Source organism: Emcibacter sp. SYSU 3D8 (assembly GCF_039655875.1).
In the GTDB taxonomy this organism is placed as follows: domain Bacteria; phylum Pseudomonadota; class Alphaproteobacteria; order SMXS01; family SMXS01; genus RI-34.
Genome location: NZ_JBBYXK010000001.1, coordinates 273,050 through 290,155, shown reverse-complemented (window position 1 = coordinate 290,155; position 17,106 = coordinate 273,050). Strand labels below are relative to the sequence as shown.

The window sequence follows — 17,106 nt, the reverse complement described above, 5'->3', positions numbered from 1 at the left end:
TGCCTTCGGGCCACGGCCCGAAGGCAGCGCAATTTCGCAATCAGCCGACGATTTCGATGCCGCTGAAGAAGTAGGCGATTTCGATGGCGGCATTCTCGAGCGAATCCGAACCATGGGCCGAATTGGCCTCGATGGACTCGGCGAAGGTCTTGCGAATGGTGCCCTCGGCGGCGTTTTCCGGGTTGGTGGCGCCCATCACATCGCGGTTCTTCTGCACCGCGTTCTCGCCTTCCAGCACCTGGACCACGACCGGACCCGAGATCATGAAGCTGACCAGGTCGTTGAAGAACGGGCGCTCGCTGTGCACGGCATAGAAGCCTTCCGCCTGGGCGCGGCTGAGCTGGATGCGCTTCTGCGCGACGATGCGCAGGCCGGCGTCTTCCAGCAAGGTGTTGATCTTGCCAGTCAGATTGCGGCGGGTCGCGTCGGGCTTCAGGATCGACAGGGTGCGTTCGGTAGCCATGATTTTCATTACCTTGTTGGGACACGGGTCGGCGGCTTCTTAGCCGCATCGCCCGCCCCGGGCAACGGAAGATTTGGCGGGCGCGGCGCCGTTAGCCCTTCTTCTCCCACCTGCCGTTCTCATCCTGCTGCCAGTACACCACGTCGTGGCCGGCGCTCTTGTAGAGACGCCACCGCTCGCGTGCGGCCTGCTTGGAGGGCTCGCTGTCGGTGAACATATCGAGGCAGCGCGCGAACCCGCCGATGAAATCCGGCACGCGCTCGTCGACCACCACGAGAATGGTGGCCCCGTTCGGATTTTCTTCGGCGGCGGTCAGGAAGATGGGCTGGTCGGCGGCGAAGGCATCGCGCGCCGTGCCGTGCGGCAGGAAGGAGTCCGGGCTGTAGGTCCAGAGCTGGCTGGTCAGCGCCTCGACCCGCTCGTCGGTTTCGGCCAGCACCACGGCGCGCTGGCTGGAGGCGATGACCCGCTCGAGCAGTTTCGGAAGCGAGTCTTCCAGCCGGCGGTACAGATGATAGAAGCTGACCTCGGTCACCGGCCCCTGCTATTTGCCCTCGTAATGATCCGCCACCAGGCGGTTGAGCAGGCGGATGCCGTAGCCGGTGCCGCCCTTGGGCACGGTCGGGTTTTCCGAATCCGCCCACGCCATGCCGGCGATGTCCAGATGCGCCCAGGGCGTGCCGCGCCGGATGAACCGCTGAAGGAACTGGGCGGCGGTGATGCTGCCAGCCTTGCCGCCTGTGCCCACGTTTTTCATGTCGGCGATCGGCGAATTGATCATCTTGTCGTAGCTGTCGCCCAGCGGCAGCCGCCAGACCTTCTCGCCTTCGGCCTCGCCCGCCGCCGACAGCAGCCGGCTCAGGTCGTCGTCGTTGGAGAACAGGCCGCCATATTCGTTGCCCAGCGAGGTGATGATGGCGCCGGTCAGGGTCGCCAGGTCGACGATGAACTGGGGTTTGAACAACTCCTGCCCGTAATGCAGCGCATCGGCCAGCACCAGCCGGCCTTCGGCGTCGGTATTGATCACCTCGATGGTCTGGCCCGACATGGACGTCACCACATCGCCCGGACGCTGCGCGGTGCTGGACGGCATGTTCTCGACCAGGGCCACCACGCCCACCGCGTGCACCTTGGCCTTGCGCCCGGCCAGCGCCTTCATGAGGCCGATGACGGCGCCGGCGCCGCCCATGTCCCACTTCATCATTTCCATGCCGGCTGCCGGCTTGATCGAGATGCCGCCGGTGTCGAAGGTCACGCCCTTGCCGACGAACATCACCGGACCCTTCTTCGAGCCCTTGTTGCCGTTCCATTCCATGACGACGAGCTGGCTCTCGCGGGCGCTTCCCTGGCCCACCCCGAGCAACGCTCCCATGCCCAGTTCAGCCATGCGCTCCTCGCCCAGAACGTCGACATCGACGCCGAGCTTGTTCAGGGACCGGCAGGCATCGGCCATGGTTTCAGGATAGATGACGTTGGCCGGTTCACTGACCAGATCGCGGGTCAGGAAGATGCCTTCGGCGATCTTCTCCAGCGGCTCGAACGCTTTCTTGGCGCCCTTGGGATCGTCGGTGACGATCACCAGCCGCTTGACGCTCACCCGGGAGTGATTCTCGTTCTTCTTGGTAAAGTATTTCTCGAACGAATAGGACTTGAGCAGGGCGCCATAGGCCAGGTTTGCGGCGAATTCCGCCGGCGACAGCGCCGCGCCGTCGAGCGCATCGGCGAAAATCATCACCTGTTCCTCGCCCGAGGTCTTGTACTGGCCCAGCGCCGCGCCGCCGGCGCTTTGCGCTGCCTGGACAGTCACGGAAGCGGCCTCACCCAGGCCCGAAACCAGGATGCGGTGGGCGTCCACATTGGCGGGCGCGAGAAGCTCGAAGGACTTGCCCTTGTCGCCCTTGTTGCGCGCTCCATCCATGCCGCGCCGGATGGCGCCTCCGGTGCGCGCGTCGAACGTTTCGGCGCTCGGCGTCAATGTCTTGCCCTTGAGGGCAAAGACCGCCAGCGCGCCGGAAGTCTGGTTTCGTTCGTCGGTAAAGGAAATGCGCATCGGAACTCTTACCTTTTGATTCAGGTACGTGGACATGGGGCTTCCCACTCGCCGGAAGGTCCCGCCGGTTGCATCTTAGCCGACGGCAACGAAATTGAAAGGGAACACCCTTGGCGGGGCAGCATGGCTTTCAATCCAGTAGCATCCGGCTTTACGAACGTGTAGTTACCGGCGCACGATGACCGTGTCCGATAAGGATCACCTGACCTGCCTGCCCGTTGGAATCCGTTGATGGCCTGGCTCGATACATTACGGAGGATGGCGGTTTTGGGTGCTGTCGCCAGCGTCTTTAACGTGCTGTCCGCCCAGGCCCAGCCGGCAATTCCGGCCGCCGAGCCGAAAAAGGCGACCTGGGCCGCCGACGAGATCGTCGTGGACGACAAGGGCGATAGGATCACCGGCAAGGGCAATGTCGAGATCGTCTATGAGGACATCACCCTTCGCGCCGACGAGATCGTCTATGACCGCACCGCCGACAAGGCCGTGGCGCATGGCCATATCCGGCTGGTCGACAAGAGCGGCAACGTGTCGACCGGCGCATCGCTGGAACTGACAGGCGACCTCAAGTCCGGCGTGGTCCAGAGCATGTATGTGCTGTTCAAGGACGGTGAGCGGCTGGCGGCCAATTCCGGCCGCCGGGTCGATGGCGAACGCAACATCCTTGACCATGCGGTCTATTCAGCCTGCGCCATTTGCGAGGACGAACCCGACAAGGCGCCGCTTTGGCAGATCAGGGCGATCAAGGTGGTCCATGACGAGAACCGCAAGACCCTGACCTACCACAACGCCACGCTGGAACTGATGGGCCTGCCGATCATCTACACGCCCTGGCTGAAGCATCCGGACGCCAGCGTGAAGCGCGCAAGCGGTTTCCTTTCGCCGGATTTCGGCACGTCGTCGGTACTGGGTTTCACGGCGGAGGTTCCCTATTTCTGGAACATTTCGCCAAGCAAGGACATGACCATCACGCCCATGATCACTTCGGGCGAGCGTGCCGTGCTGAAGCTGGAATACCGGCAGCGCACCAGGACGGGGCAGTTCAGCCTCGACGGCAGCGGCACCTATGTGAGCAAGCGCGACGACGACAACAACCAGATTCCGGGCGACGAATTCCGCGGCCACATCTTCGGGAACGGTCAGTTCCAGATCGACAAGGACTGGCGCTGGGGATTCGACCTGGCGCTGGCGTCCGACGATACCTATCTGCGCCGCTACGACATCTCGCGCGCTGACAGCCTGATCAACCATCTCTACCTCGAGCGGTTCTGGGAACAGAGTTACCTGCATATCGGCGCCTATGCGTTCCAGGGCCTGCGCGAGGAGGATATGGGCGGCACCACACCGATCGCCCTGCCCCTGATCCAGTATAATTTCGTCGGCAAGCCAAGCTGGCTGGGCGGTCATTTCAGCGCCGATGCCAGCATGTCGATGCTGACCCGCACCGACAGCGCCGACACCGGCCGCCTGTCGCTGGACGGACGCTATGAAGTGCCTTTCACCTCGCCGCTGGGCGATATCTACAAGCTGACCGTCGGCATGCGGGCCGACACCTATTACCTGCATGGGTGGGAGGATCCATCCGCCGCCGATCTCGTCGCCCAGCCCGATGTGCTGACCGGCAGCAACTTCGAGGGCCGCTACGTGCCCTATGCCGCGCTGGAATGGCGCTACCCGTTCATCCGCTATGGCACGACGTCGCACCAGATCATCGAGCCCATGGTCACCGTGGTGTCCAGTCCGGCCCATGCCAACAACGATGAAATTCCCAACGAGGACAGCCAGGCATTCGACCTGGACACCTCGAACCTCTTCGCCATCGACCGATTTCCCGGTTCGGATCGCTGGGAGGGCGGCACGCGCATCGCCTATGGCGTTCGCTATCGCTACTACGCCGACAACGGCGTCAAGGCGTCGGTGACCGTCGGTGAAAGCTACCGCTTCAACCGGGATTTCAGCCTGCCCGCCGATTCCGGCCTGCGCGAGCGCACCTCGGACGTGGTGATGACGGCCATGCTCGGTATCCCGGGCTTCTTCGATTATTATCACCGCATGCGGTTCGACGACGATGGCTTCAACCTCGTGCGCAACGAGGGTCTCGTCGTGTTCGGGCCTGCGGACTACCGGTTCGCGCTGGGCTATACCGACATCAAGCGCAACGGCTTCGACCCCACCCTTCCCGACCGCAAGGAACTCCGAACCGCCGCCAGCATCAAGTTGTCCCGGTACTGGACGATGAACGCCGACTTCGCCTACGACTTCGAGCGCGACGGTGGTGCCTTGACGGCGGGTGGCGGCTTCACGTACGAAGATGAGTGTCTCCGGTTCCGGCTGCGGGCGCGTCGGGATTTTACGGATGATCGGGACGTGCGGCCGTCGACCTCGGTAGGCTTCCAGCTTATCTTCAAAGTGGTAAGCGATCCCGGGACGAAGGACGCGGAACTACAGGACCTTCCCTTCAGTCCGACATTCGGGAACAAGTCGAAGTATTACAGGCAAACGGTGAACGGACTAGAATGACCTTGCGTATCAATACGTTAGCTGGAATTCTGCTGCTGCTCGCCGGCGCGGCCGGTGCGGCCTACGCCCAGTCGCACAGCGACGTGCAGCGGATTGTCGCCGTCGTCAACGACGAGATCATCTCGGAGTACGACGTCAACGAGCGGATGCAGTTGATCACCTCCACCACGGGCGCCTTGCGCAACCAGGAGGAATACGACCAACTGCGCAAGACGGTGGTCCAACTCCTGGTCGACGAGAAGCTGCAGCTTCAGGAGGCCAAGGAACAGAAGATCAACATCACCGATGAGGAAGTGCAGCAGCGGTTCAACGACATGGCCGCGCGCAACAATATCTCGGCCGATCAGTTCACCCAGGAATTGTCGCGCATGGGCGCGAGCAAGGACATGATCCTGCGCCAGGTCAAGGCCGGCCTTGCCTGGGAAGAGGTCATCAACGCCCGGTTGCGGCCGTTTCTCGCCATCGGCGATGGCGAGGTGAAGACCTATCTGGACAATTTGAAGAACAACAAGGGCCAGCCGGAATATCGCATCGGCGAGATTTTCCTTGCCGTTGATTCGCCCGACAAGGACGTGGAAGCCCGCCAGACCGCCGAGCGGCTGGTGCGGCAGATTCGGGAAGGCGCCGATTTCGGTGCCGTCGCCCGCCAGTTTTCCGATGTGGCGACGGGCGCCGTCGGCGGTGATACCGGCTGGGTGATTGGCGAACACATCAATCCCGATATCAAGGACGCGGTCCTGAAGCTGCAGGAGGGTCAGGTTTCCGACCCGATCCGGACTACGGCCGGTTACTACATCGTCACGCTCGGCGATCAGCGGGAGGTGCTGAGCGCCGACCCCGACGACACCCAGATCGATCTCCAGCAGGTCATCGTCAAGATCGGCAGTGACCCGGACGCGCAGCGTCAGCGGATTGCGGCGCAGGCGGCAACGCTGAAGGAGTGCAGCGGCGTGGGCCAGCTTGCCAGTTCTTTGGGCGCCACCGATTCAGGCAGCCTGGGTACGGTCCGCCTCGGCGACCTGCCGGCACCGGTGAAGAATGCCGTCCGTCCGCTTGAAATCGGGCAGGCCAGCGAGCCGCTGCGCACCGGCACCGATTTCCGCGTTCTGGTGGTCTGCGGCAAGACCGTCTCCGAGGTCAAGGAGCCGACGCCGTCCGAGATCGAGGACTATCTCAGCAACCAGCGCCTTGCAATGATGGCGCGGCGCTATCTTCGCGACCTGCGCCGTGACGCGATCATCGACTACAAATAGGCGCGCGCCGCCCCTCGCGCTCACCATGGGTGAACCCGCCGGGATCGGCCCGGACATATCCCTTGCCGCCTGGATGCGGCGCGGTCGCGCCAGGGTGCCGCCCTTCTTCCTGCTTGCCTGCCCCGACTTGATCCGGCAGCGGATTCGCCAGTTGAAGCTCGACGTGCCGGTTCGCGAGATTAGCCGACCGGACGACGCCGCCGATATATTTCCCAATGCGCTGCCGGTGCTCGCGCTCGCGCGTTCCGTGCGGGCCAATCCGGGTAGTCCTGATCCGGGCAACGGCGCGGCGGTGCTCGAGTCCATCGAAACCGCGACGGCGCTGTTCAGGCAGGGCAAGGCATCGGCCATCGTCACCAACCCGATTCAGAAGTCGGTGCTCTATGCGGCAGGATTCGAACATCCCGGTCACACTGAATTCCTCGAGTTCCTTGCCGGTCCCGATGCCTTCGCCGTGATGATGCTTGCCATCCCCGGTCTGCGTGTGGTGCCGGTGACGGTCCACCAGGCGCTTTCGGCGGTGCCCGCGGCGCTGACCGCCGACCTGATCGTCAGGACAGGCAGGACGGTCGCGGCATCGCTCAGAAACGACTTCGGCATCCAGGTGCCGCGCCTTGCCGTGGCGGGCCTCAACCCGCATGCGGGCGAAGCCGGCACCATGGGCCGCGAAGAGGTTGAGATCATCGCACCCGCCATTGCCGCGCTGCGCGACGACGGCATCGACGTTGCCGGCCCGAAGCCGGCCGACACCATGTTCCACAAGGAGGCACGCGCGGCTTACGACGCCGCCTTGTGCATGTATCACGACCAGGCGCTGATCCCCCTCAAGACGGTCAATTTCCACGAGGGCGTCAATGTCACCATCGGGCTGCCCTTCGTACGCACCTCGCCGGACCACGGCACGGCCCTGGACATAGCCGGTAGCGGCAAGGCCGATCCTCGCAGTCTGATCGCCGCGTTGAAGCTGGCCGGCAACATCTCCCGCGCCCGCGGCCGGGCAAAAAAGCGAGCTGCTTCATGAGCCTGCCGCCGCTGCGCGATGTCATTGCCCGCTACGGCCTGGCGGCGAAGAAGTCGCTGGGACAGAACTTCCTGCTCGACCTCAACCTGACGGCACGGATCGCCCGCGGCGCGGGGGTCGGTCCCGGCTCGGTGGTCTACGAGGTCGGACCTGGGCCGGGCGGCCTGACGCGTGCGCTGCTGGAAGCGGGGGCGACGGTAATCGCTGTCGAGAAGGATGACCGCTGCATTGAAGCGCTTGCCGAAGTGGACGCCGCCTGGCCGGGCCGGTTGACGGTGGTTCCCGCTGACGCACTGAAGGTCGACGAGGCTGAATTGCTTGGCGGCACCAAGGCGTTGGTCGTGGCCAACCTGCCCTACAACGTCTCCACCGTTCTGCTTGCCAAATGGCTGTCGCAGCCGGTCTGGCCACCGTTCTTTACGAGCCTGACCCTGATGTTCCAGCGCGAGGTGGCCGACCGAATCACCGCAGCTCCCGGCAACAAGGAATTCGGCCGGCTTTCCGTGCTCAGCCAGTGGCGGTCGGTACCGAGGCGTCTGTTCGACATTCCGCCGTCGGCCTTCGTGCCGCAGCCCAAGATCACGTCGACGGTCGTGCACTTCACCGTGTTGCCTGAACCGGTCGCACCGTCGGAGCTGCGCGACCTCAAGACTGTCGTTGACGCCGCCTTCAACCAGCGGCGGAAGATGCTGCGGTCCAGCCTGAAGGGCATCGGTGTCGATTCGGAGAAACTGATCGAAGGTGCCGGAATCGACCCGACGCGGCGGGCGGAAGTTCTGTCGGTGGCGCAGTTCTGCGCGCTGGCCCGTTCGCTCAATCGACTCCGCGCAGGCGATTGACGAAGTCGGCAAGGCCGACCTGCCGGGTTCGCCGGCTGCGCTCGGCCGACAGGATAGCCTTCAGTTTCGCCAGGCTTTCCTCCAGCTCCACGTTGATGACCACATAATCGTACTCGTTCCAGTGGCTCATCTCGTCTGCGGCCTTCGCCATGCGACCAGCGACCACGTCGGCCGGATCCTGCGCGCGGGTTTGCAGCCGAAGCTCCAGCGCCTCGGTGGATGGCGGCAGGATGAACACCTTCACCATGTCCTGGGCCACCTGGCTGCCGAGCTGCTGGGTGCCTTGCCAGTCGATGTCGAACAGCACGTCCCTGCCCGCCTGGAGCGCAGCCTCTACCGGCGCTTTTGGCGTGCCGTACATGTTGCCGAACACCTTGGCATGCTCCAGCAATTCGTTCTGCTCGACCATGGCTTCGAAGCGCGCGGTGTCGACGAAAAAATAGTCCTTACCGTCAATCTCGCCCGGCCTCGGGGCGCGCGTGGTCACCGATACCGACATGGTGATCTCGGAATCCTGAGCCAGCAGGAGCCGCGACAGGGTGGTCTTGCCCGCGCCCGATGGCGAGGACAGAACCAGCATCAGCCCGCGGCGTAGGATGGGCGCACTCATTCGATGTTCGCCACCTGTTCGCGCAACTGATCGATCACCGACTTCAAGTCCAGGCCGATGCGAGACAGAGCCGGGTCCGATGATTTGGAACACACCGTATTGGCCTCGCGGCTGAATTCCTGGGCCAGGAAATCGAGCTTGCGGCCGGCCGGTCCACCCCTGTCCAGCAGCTCGGTTGCGGCGACGACGTGGGCGCTCAAGCGGTCCAGTTCCTCGCGTACGTCGGCCTTCACGGCCAGATAGGCTGCTTCCTGCGCCAGACGGTCCTGGTCGATGGGCACGCTCGAGCCTTCGAGCAGGTCCGATATCTGCTTCTGCAGCCGTTCGCGCATGGCGCCAGGCTGCTGCGAGGGAATGGCGCGCGCCAGATTGACCAGTTCACCGATGGCGCGGACCTCGTCGTGGAGCACCGCGGCCATGCGGGCGCCTTCGCTCCGGCGCATGGCGACGACACCGCGTACTGCCTCGGCTAGGCCGGCCAGCAAAATCTTGTCCCTCTCGGCCACCTGCTCGTCCGTGAGGCTGGTGTCCTTCACCTCGATAACGCCGCGCAGTTCCAGCAACTCTTCGATGCGAGGCTTCTTCAGACCGTGGCGCTCGGCGGCGGCCTTTGCGGCCTCTACCAGGCTGTCGAGCACCTGATTGTTCACGCTGACGCCGGCATTGGCGTTGACCCGGTCGAACTGCAGCAGGCAATTCACGCTGCCCCGCGACAGGCTCTCGGCGATCAGCGCCCGGGCCGGAATATCCAGGCTTTCCATGCCTTGCGGCATCCGCATGCGGACATCGAGGCCTTTGCCGTTGACGCTTTTAACTTCCCACACCCAGCGATATTCTTGCCACGCGCCGTCGAGGCGGGCGAAACCGGTCATGCTGGCGATGGCCATGGGGGCTCCTGGGTCGTTTCGGTGGGCGCGAACTATATCTTCCTCTGATGATTGGCGTCGATGGAAAACCCCAAATCTATCCTGATAACCGGTGCGTCAAGCGGCATCGGTGAGGCGCTGGCGCTCCATTACGCTGCATCGGGGGTCACCTTGCATCTGTGCGGGCGCGACCGAGCCCGGCTTGAGGGCGTGGCATCGCGCAGCGCGGCGCGCGGCGCCACTGTTTCAGCTGAGGTGGTCGACGTAGCCGACAGGGACGCCGTGCGCGTTTGGGTTGAACATTGCGACGGTCTCGCGCCGCTGGATCTGGTCTTCGCCAATGCGGGTGTCGGCATCGGACAGAGCGAAGGCGCAATGGAAGAGATTGCCGCGCAGACCTTCGCCATCAACGTCAGCGGGGTTTTTCATACCGCCCATCCTGCGGCGGACTTGATGCGCGGCCGCCGCCGCGGCCAGATCGCCATCGTCAGTTCGGTGGCGGGGTATCAGGGTCTGGCATCGGCGCCGGCTTATTCGGCCTCGAAAGCCGCCGTGAAAGCCTATGGCGAAGCGCTGCGTGGCTACCTGGAACCGGAAGGCGTCCGGATCAGCGTCATTTGCCCCGGCTTCGTCGTCAGCCGAATTACCGCGCAAAACACCTTCTCCATGCCGTTCCTGATGCCGGCGGACCGGGCGGCGCGGATCATCGCACGCGGTCTCGCCCGCAACCGGGGCCGCATCACATTCCCGTGGCAGATGGTGATCGCGGCGCGTGTCCTGGCCAACCTCCCCATGTGGGCGCTGGACTGGACAGCCAGGCGCGCGCCACGGAAGTGATCCGATATTACAATTCTTAACGTGCGCGGTAAAATAGGCTGAATTAACAGTATTTAGTGAGAATTATGGAGACGATGGGTTGGTGGTGTTCCGATACGACAGAGGAAGTCACTTAAAACATAAAGCCAACCAACAAATAAAATTGCCATATATTTTATTCGAATTTGATCTTAAAGAGCGAGACGCCGCAGGGACGCCGCTCTCGAGTATTCCAATGCATCCATGGGCCGGCACACCACGGCAGCTCTATGCTGCCGATCCCGTTGTTCATGCCGGAAGGACACGCCATGATCCTGGATAGAGAAAGCATGCAGAACCACAAGCACGTCGAGAAGCAGCGGGTCCTCGTTGTCCTGCAACTCACCTCGGGTGAGTGTCTTTTCGGCTTCTTTCATGCCGGTCATAGCGAGCGAATCTCGGATGTGCTGAATGACCAGCGGACATTCCTGCCGTTCGAGGTGGTCGACGGCGAGCGCATGATCCATGCCAAGACATCGATCATGCGAGTCTACGAGATCTGTAACGTGACCCGTCATTTTCACCATCCGGACCCGTATGTTGTGCTGAATGTCAGCCGGGCCGACAGTTGGGAAACCATCCAGCGCGCCTATCGTCAGCAGATGGTGCTGTGTCATCCGGACCGCTACGCGCACCGCAATCCGCCCGAGGCGGCGCTGGAATTGCTGGACAGGATTGCCAGCCGTCTCAATGAGGTGATGGACCAGATCAAGCCCAACCACATCAGCAGCGTCGCCTGAGGCTTCCTAGCGGACGCCCTGCCGCTCCAAGCTGCGCCAGCGCTGCACGTTGCGCTGGTGTTCGGCGTAGGTGCTGGAGAAGGCATGTCCGCCGCTGCCATCGGCGACGAAATAGAGGTCTGAGGTTTCCATGGGATTCATCACGGCCTTGAGCGAATCCAGTCCCGGATTGGAGATGGGCGTCGGCGGCAGGCCAACAAAAGTATAGGTGTTGTAAGGCGTTATGCCCTGCAATTCAGACAGCAAGATCGGCCGGCCCAATGGTTCGCCGCGCTTGATCCCATAGACGATCGTCGGATCGGACTGCAACGGCATGCCGGCGCGGAGCCTGTTGATGAACACGCCGGCGATGCGCGGCCGCTCGGCCGGTACGCCGGTTTCCTTCTCGACGATTGACGCGAGGATCAGCGCCTGCTGCGGTGTCTTCAGCGGCAGGTCGGGCGCCCGCTTGTCCCACAGCACCGCCAGGTTCGAGTCCATGGCCGCGCGCATGCGGGCAATGATCGTCTGGCGATTGTCTCCCAGGGTGAAATGATAGGTCTCGGGCAGCAGGCTGCCTTCCGGCGGCACCGGGCCCGGATCGCCTTCCAGCGCCGGCTCGGCGCGAATCAACGCGTCGACCTGCCGGACACTGAGACCCTCGGCGACGGTGAAGCGGCGCACCACGGTCTTGCCCGAGCGGAGCAGATCCAGGACCTGTCGCATGCTGGACGATGCCGGTATCCGATATTCACCTGCCTTCAGCATGCGGTCGGCACCGGTGATCTTGGTGGCGATGAGGAACAGTTTCCGGTTGTCGATGACACCGGCCGCGTCCAGCACCGACGCGGTCCCGCGCACACCCGCTCCCTTGGGAATGACAACGGTGGTCTCTTGCGCAGGGCCCGTAGCCGCATAGTACGACCACAGGCCGAAGATGCCGGCGCCGGTTACCGCCACGAAAGCGGCCACGGCTACCGCCACGGCCAGGAGGCGCCACCGTCGCGATGGTTTCCCGGCGGGTTCAGGCGGTGTCTGAAGAGGCTCTGAAGCGGTCGTCGGTTCGTCCGCCATGGGCCGCCGTCAGTCGAACTGCTTGAAGATCACGCTGGCGTTGGTGCCGCCGAAGCCAAACGAATTGGACATCACGGCGCGCACCTGCCGCTGCTTTGCCACGTGCGGCACCAGGTCCATATCCATGCAGTTTTCGGACGGATTATCCAGGTTGAGCGTCGGCGGCACGATCTGGTCGCGCATGGCGAGCAGACAGAAGATCGCCTCCACCGCGCCGGCGGCGCCGAGCAGATGGCCGATCGACGATTTCGTCGAGGACATGGACAGCCCGCTGGTCGCTGCGCCGAACAGGCGGCGCACCGCGCCGAGCTCGATCTCGTCACCCAGTGGCGTCGATGTACCGTGCGCATTGATGTAATCGATTTCGTCCAGGCCGAGGCCCGAACGCTTCAACGCCGCCTGCATGGCACGGTAGGCGCCGTCGCCGGAAGGCGACGGTGCGGTGATGTGATAGGCATCGCCCGACATGCCGTAGCCGACGATTTCGCCATAGATCTTGGCGCCGCGGGCCTTCGCATGTTCAAGCTCTTCCAGTACGACGATGCCTGCGCCCTCACCCATGACGAAACCGTCACGGTCCTTGTCGTAGGGACGCGACGCCTTGGATGGCGCATCGTTGAACTGGGTCGACAGCGCCTTGGCCTGGCTGAAGCCGGCGATGCCGATGGGGCAGATCGCCGCTTCCGCGCCGCCGGCCACCATCACGTCGGCGTCATCCAGCATGATCAGCCGGGCGGCATCGCCGATGGCGTGGGCGCCCGACGAACAGGCAGTGACCACCGCGTGGTTCGGTCCCTTGAAGCCGTGCTTGATCTGAATCTGGCCGGAAACCAGATTGATCAGGCGCCCCGAGATGAAGAACGGACTGACCCGGCGCGGGCCCTTCTCGTTCAGCGTCGTGACGGCTTCCTCGATGCCCGGCAGACCACCGATGCCCGAGCCGATCATGCAGCCCGTGCGCACGCGCTCGTTCTCGTCGGTCGGGTGCCAGCCCGCATCCTCAAGCGCGATATCGGCGGCGGCAACGCCGAACAGGATGAAATCATCAACCTTGCGTTGCTCCTTCGGCTCCATCCACTGGTCCGGATTGAAGGAACCATCGGTACCGTCGCCGATCGGGACATCGCAGGCGATTTTCGCCACGTAGTCCGTCGTGTCGAACTTGGTGATGGCCCGTGCACCCGACTGACCTTCGATCAGCCGACGCCACGGAATTTCGATACCGGCGCCCAAAGGCGTAACCAGCCCCAGGCCTGTAACCACTACTCGACGCATCACCCTGCCTGTTCCATTGATCCCGAATAGGGTTTAGCTGGCCTGCTCGATGAAATCGACCGCATCCTTCACGGTCAAAATCTTCTCGGCCGCGTCGTCCGGTATCTCGATGCCGAACTCTTCCTCGAACGCCATTACCAGCTCGACCGTATCAAGGCTGTCCGCGCCCAGATCGTCGATGAAGCTTGCGCTTTCGGTGACCTTGTCCTCGTCCACGCCCAGATGTTCGACCACGACCTTTTTCACGCGTTCGGCAACGTCGCTCATTTCAGTATTCCCTTGAAGGTTTGTCGTTAAACCGTTGAACTTGCTGCCAAAGATTTTGGCAGAATTTACCCTGCAGGTTACCCTTGGTTGCCGTGTCGTATCATAAATCCTCGACCTTGGCCAGCAACCTCAGATCATCGCCATGCCGCCATTCACATGCAGGGTTTGACCTGTCACATAGCCTGCTTCATCCGACGCCAGATAGACCACCGCAGCGGCCACATCCGGTCCCGAACCCATCCGGCCGGCCGGGATCCGGCCGATCAGCGTCTCGCGTGCCGGGCCCGCGATCGCATCGGTCATTGCCGTCGCGATGAAACCGGGCGCCACGGCATTTACCGTGATATTGCGGCTCGCCACTTCCTGCGCCAGCGATTTCGACATGCCGATCAGCCCCGCTTTCGAGGCCGCGTAGTTGGCCTGTCCCGGATTGCCGGTAACACCGACCACCGACGAGATCGAAATGATGCGGCCGAACCGGCGCTTCATCATGCCGCGCAGCACGCCGCGCGACAATTTGAACGCCGCCTTCAGATTGACATCGATCACCGTGTCCCAGTCTTCGTCCTTGAGGCGCATGGTCAGGTTGTCGCGGGTGACGCCGGCATTGTTCACCAGGACGTCGACCTGGCCCATCGCCGCTTCCGCCTGGCCGATCAGTGCGTCCACGGCGGCGCCGTCGCCCAGATTGCACGGCAGGACATGAACGCGGTCGCCCAGCGCCGCGGCGACTTCCTGAAGCGCCGCCTCGCGGGTGCCGGAGATGGCGACAATAGAGCCCTGCGCGTGTAACGCCTCGGCGATGGCGCGGCCGATGCCGCCGCTCGCGCCGGTCACCAGGGCGCATTTGCCGTTAAGGTCGAACATGACGGTCTCCTACAGATTCTTGAGCAACGCGTCGATTTCGTCGGGCGTTCCAGCGGCGCTGGCGGTCAGGTCCTTGTTGATGCGCTTGGCCATGCCGGTCAGCGCCTTGCCCGCGCCCAACTCGATCACCTCGGTGACGCCGTTGGCGGCCATGTACTCGACACATTCGCGCCAGCGGACCGAACCGGTAACCTGCTCGACCAGCAGGCGGCGGATTTCGTCGGGATCCGAGACCTGTGAAGCGATGACGTTGGCGACCAGCGGCACGGCAGGCGTCCGGAAGGCCACGGCGGCGAGCGCCTCGGCCATTTCCTCCGCCGCCGGCGCCATCAGCGAACAATGGAATGGCGCGCTGACCGGCAGCAGCATGGAACGGCGAGCGCCCTTCTCCTTGCCGATTTCGATGGCGCGCTCAATGGCCTCACGGTGGCCGCTGATCACCACCTGGCCCGGTGCATTATCGTTGGCGGCCGTGCACACCTGCCCCTGGGCCGCCTCGTCAGCGATCTCCCGGGCCACGTTCAGGTCGACGCCAAGGAGCGCCGCCATGGCGCCGACGCCCACCGGCACGGCGCGCTGCATGGCCAGACCGCGGCGCTTCAGCAACCGGGCCGTATCGGCCAGGGTCAAGCTGCCTGCGGCTGCCAGCGCCGAATATTCTCCCAGCGAATGGCCGGCCACGAACCGCGCCTTGTCGGCCAGGTTCACGCCGCCCTCCTTCGCCAGGATGCGCATCACGGCGACACTTACCGCCATCAGGGCCGGCTGGGCGTTTTCGGTCAGGACAAGCTGGTCCTCGGGACCGCCGAACATCAGCTTCGACAGGTTCTGTCCCAGTGCCTCATCGACCTCCTGGAACACCTCACGCGCCGTGGCGGAAGCCTCGGCCAGGGCCTGGCCCATGCCGACGGCCTGGCTGCCCTGGCCGGGAAACGTGAAAGCTCGGGTCATGTAAATCCGTTCCGTTGTTGCGGGTCCCCAAGAACGGCGCCACAGATAACGTCTCTCCTGCGTGTGTCAAGCGCCCGGCTTAGAATGCAGTCCGGGCTTGCCAGAGGAAAGTTTTTCCGTATATTGCGCGCCTTCACCGCTCCTTGCCGGTACTTGCCGGCTATGCCTGTGCGGCCTAACGGCGGCAGGCAATGTAACAGCCAGAAGGAGTTCATATGGCTTATTACGAACACGTGCTGATCGCGCGGCAGGATATTTCCAGCCAAGCGGCCGATACCCTGGCGGAAGAGTTCGCCGGGATCATCCAGAACAATGGCGGTTCGGTAACCAAGACCGAAAACTGGGGCCTGCGGACCCTCGCCTACCGGATCAAGAAGAACCGGAAGGGCCACTACATCATGATGAACATCGACGCGCCGCCTGCCGCGGTTGCCGAGATGGAACGCCTCGAGAAGATCAACGAGGACGTTATCCGCGCCATGACCATCCGCGTCGAAGTGCTGGACGAAGAGCCGTCACCGGTTCTGCGTACCCGCGACGAGCGTGAAGAGCGCCGTGGCCGCGAAGGAGGACGTTTCTAATGTCGACCACTGCACGTCCGCGCACCGCGCGCCGCCCGTTCTTCCGCCGCCGCAAGAGCTGCCCGTTCACCGGTCCGAACGCGCCGAAGATTGACTACAAGGATGTCAAGCTTCTGCAGCGTTATGTTTCCGAGCGCGGCAAGATTGTCCCCAGCCGCATCACGGCCGTTTCGGCCAAGAAGCAGCGTGAACTTGCACGCGCCATCAAGCGCGCCCGCAATCTCGCCCTGCTTCCCTACGTGCTGCAATAGGAGAGCCCGATGCAAGTCGTACTGCTTGAACGGGTTGAAAAGCTCGGCCAGATGGGTGATGTGGTCACCGTAAAGGATGGCTTCGCCCGCAATTTCCTTCTGCCGAAGAAAAAGGCGCTGCGCGCCACCTCCCAGAACCTCGAGTCCTTCAAGGAACGTCGTGCCCAGCTCGAGGCCTCGAACCTCGAACGGCGCACGGATGCCGAAGCTGTCGCGGTCAAGATGGAAGGCGCCCGCGTCGTCCTGCTGCGTCAGGCGGGCGAGAGCGACCACCTGTATGGCTCGGTCAGTCCTCGTGACATTGCCGATGCGCTGCAGGAAGCCGGTTACACGGTCGAGCGCAGCCAGGTTGATCTGGATCGTCCGATCAAGACCACCGGCCGGCATGAAATCCGCGTGTTCCTGCACCCGGAAGTGGCCGTTACCGTTGCCGTCGTCGTCGCCCGTTCCGAGGCCGATGCCGAAAACATGGAGCGCAAGCTCGAAGCCGTCAGCGCCGAGGAAGTCTTCGAGAACGAAGAACTCGCACAGCACGCCACCGAAGAGCTGTCCGAGGAAGAGCCGGCCGAAGAGGAATAGAAGGTTTAGGGAAGACGACTTGAACCATCGTCTAACCAATAATAAACAAACAATAAAAACACTGAGGA

19 protein-coding genes are annotated in these 17,106 nt (G+C 63.3%); 9 read left to right on the top strand and 10 right to left on the bottom strand.

Annotated features, from left to right (window positions below; genetic code table 11):
- Positions 1-40: 40 nt before the first annotated feature.
- The 3 genes from ndk to WJU21_RS01470 form a co-directional block, all read right to left on the bottom strand.
- The gene (gene ndk / locus WJU21_RS01480; RefSeq protein ID WP_346321605.1) at positions 41-463 is read right to left on the bottom strand and encodes a nucleoside-diphosphate kinase; all 423 of its coding nucleotides are present in this window, start codon (positions 461-463) and stop codon (positions 41-43) included.
- A 91-nt stretch (positions 464-554) separates the two neighbouring features.
- Positions 555-998 carry a DNA polymerase III subunit chi gene (locus WJU21_RS01475; protein ID WP_346321604.1) on the bottom strand — a complete coding sequence of 148 codons (444 nt, stop codon included), beginning with the start codon at positions 996-998 and terminating at the stop codon, positions 555-557.
- A 9-nt stretch (positions 999-1,007) separates the two neighbouring features.
- Positions 1,008-2,513 (bottom strand): leucyl aminopeptidase, encoded by a 1,506-nt coding sequence (locus WJU21_RS01470; protein WP_346321603.1) that lies wholly within the window; start codon positions 2,511-2,513, stop codon positions 1,008-1,010.
- A 267-nt stretch (positions 2,514-2,780) separates the two neighbouring features.
- Here WJU21_RS01470 and lptD point away from each other — a divergent pair, with 267 nt between their 5' ends.
- Genes lptD through rsmA form a run of 4 tightly spaced genes read left to right on the top strand, consistent with a single transcriptional unit; the run spans position 2,781 to position 8,143 of the window.
- Positions 2,781-5,030, top strand: a complete 2,250-nt coding sequence (lptD, locus tag WJU21_RS01465; RefSeq protein ID WP_346321602.1) for an LPS assembly protein LptD — start codon at positions 2,781-2,783, stop codon at positions 5,028-5,030.
- Positions 5,027-6,283, top strand: a complete 1,257-nt coding sequence (locus WJU21_RS01460) for a peptidylprolyl isomerase (protein ID WP_346321601.1) — start codon at positions 5,027-5,029, stop codon at positions 6,281-6,283. Before lptD ends, WJU21_RS01460 begins: the two co-directional genes overlap by 4 nt.
- A complete protein-coding gene (gene pdxA / locus WJU21_RS01455) occupies positions 6,258-7,304 on the top strand; it encodes a 4-hydroxythreonine-4-phosphate dehydrogenase PdxA (RefSeq protein ID WP_346321600.1) in 1,047 nt (348 codons plus the stop codon). The genes WJU21_RS01460 and pdxA overlap by 26 nt, the downstream gene beginning before the upstream one ends.
- Complete coding sequence (gene rsmA / locus WJU21_RS01450) at positions 7,301-8,143, top strand: 16S rRNA (adenine(1518)-N(6)/adenine(1519)-N(6))-dimethyltransferase RsmA (protein ID WP_346321599.1); 843 nt, start codon at positions 7,301-7,303, stop codon at positions 8,141-8,143. Before pdxA ends, rsmA begins: the two co-directional genes overlap by 4 nt.
- Here rsmA and gmk read toward each other — a convergent pair.
- Together gmk and WJU21_RS01440 are read right to left on the bottom strand one after the other, a co-directional pair.
- Positions 8,118-8,753 carry a guanylate kinase gene (gmk, locus tag WJU21_RS01445; RefSeq protein ID WP_346321598.1) on the bottom strand — a complete coding sequence of 212 codons (636 nt, stop codon included), beginning with the start codon at positions 8,751-8,753 and terminating at the stop codon, positions 8,118-8,120. The genes rsmA and gmk overlap by 26 nt on opposite strands.
- Positions 8,750-9,640: a YicC/YloC family endoribonuclease gene (locus WJU21_RS01440; RefSeq protein ID WP_346321597.1), complete on the bottom strand. Its 891-nt coding sequence runs from the start codon at positions 9,638-9,640 to the stop codon at positions 8,750-8,752. The genes gmk and WJU21_RS01440 overlap by 4 nt, the downstream gene beginning before the upstream one ends.
- A gap of 60 nt (positions 9,641-9,700) precedes the next feature.
- Here WJU21_RS01440 and WJU21_RS01435 point away from each other — a divergent pair, with 60 nt between their 5' ends.
- Both WJU21_RS01435 and WJU21_RS01430 read left to right on the top strand, forming a co-directional pair.
- A complete protein-coding gene (locus WJU21_RS01435) occupies positions 9,701-10,456 on the top strand; it encodes an SDR family NAD(P)-dependent oxidoreductase (RefSeq protein ID WP_346321596.1) in 756 nt (251 codons plus the stop codon).
- Positions 10,457-10,743: 287 nt separating this feature from the next.
- Positions 10,744-11,214 carry a J domain-containing protein gene (locus tag WJU21_RS01430; protein ID WP_346321595.1) on the top strand — a complete coding sequence of 157 codons (471 nt, stop codon included), beginning with the start codon at positions 10,744-10,746 and terminating at the stop codon, positions 11,212-11,214.
- Positions 11,215-11,220: 6 nt separating this feature from the next.
- Here the strand turns inward: WJU21_RS01430 and mltG are convergent, their stop codons facing one another.
- From mltG to fabD, 5 genes are all read right to left on the bottom strand, one after another.
- Positions 11,221-12,177, bottom strand: coding sequence for an endolytic transglycosylase MltG (gene mltG, locus WJU21_RS01425; RefSeq protein ID WP_346321594.1), 957 nt, complete (start codon positions 12,175-12,177; stop codon positions 11,221-11,223).
- 99 nt (positions 12,178-12,276) lie between these two features.
- Positions 12,277-13,542 (bottom strand): beta-ketoacyl-ACP synthase II, encoded by a 1,266-nt coding sequence (gene fabF / locus WJU21_RS01420; protein WP_346322432.1) that lies wholly within the window; start codon positions 13,540-13,542, stop codon positions 12,277-12,279.
- Between the two features lie 33 nt (positions 13,543-13,575).
- Positions 13,576-13,809 (bottom strand): acyl carrier protein, encoded by a 234-nt coding sequence (locus tag WJU21_RS01415; RefSeq protein WP_346321593.1) that lies wholly within the window; start codon positions 13,807-13,809, stop codon positions 13,576-13,578.
- Positions 13,810-13,938: 129 nt separating this feature from the next.
- Entirely contained in the window at positions 13,939-14,676 is a 738-nt protein-coding gene (fabG, locus tag WJU21_RS01410; protein ID WP_346321592.1) for a 3-oxoacyl-[acyl-carrier-protein] reductase, read from the bottom strand.
- Between the two features lie 9 nt (positions 14,677-14,685).
- Positions 14,686-15,627, bottom strand: a complete 942-nt coding sequence (gene fabD, locus WJU21_RS01405; protein WP_346321591.1) for an ACP S-malonyltransferase — start codon at positions 15,625-15,627, stop codon at positions 14,686-14,688.
- Between the two features lie 215 nt (positions 15,628-15,842).
- Between fabD and rpsF the strand changes: the two genes are divergently transcribed.
- The 3 genes from rpsF to rplI are packed head-to-tail and all read left to right on the top strand — an operon-like array spanning position 15,843 to position 17,038.
- Positions 15,843-16,208 (top strand): 30S ribosomal protein S6, encoded by a 366-nt coding sequence (gene rpsF, locus WJU21_RS01400; RefSeq protein WP_346321590.1) that lies wholly within the window; start codon positions 15,843-15,845, stop codon positions 16,206-16,208.
- Entirely contained in the window at positions 16,208-16,459 is a 252-nt protein-coding gene (gene rpsR / locus WJU21_RS01395) for a 30S ribosomal protein S18 (protein ID WP_346321589.1), read from the top strand. The genes rpsF and rpsR overlap by 1 nt, the downstream gene beginning before the upstream one ends.
- A gap of 9 nt (positions 16,460-16,468) precedes the next feature.
- Positions 16,469-17,038, top strand: coding sequence for a 50S ribosomal protein L9 (gene rplI, locus WJU21_RS01390; protein WP_346321588.1), 570 nt, complete (start codon positions 16,469-16,471; stop codon positions 17,036-17,038).
- Positions 17,039-17,106 lie beyond the last annotated feature (68 nt).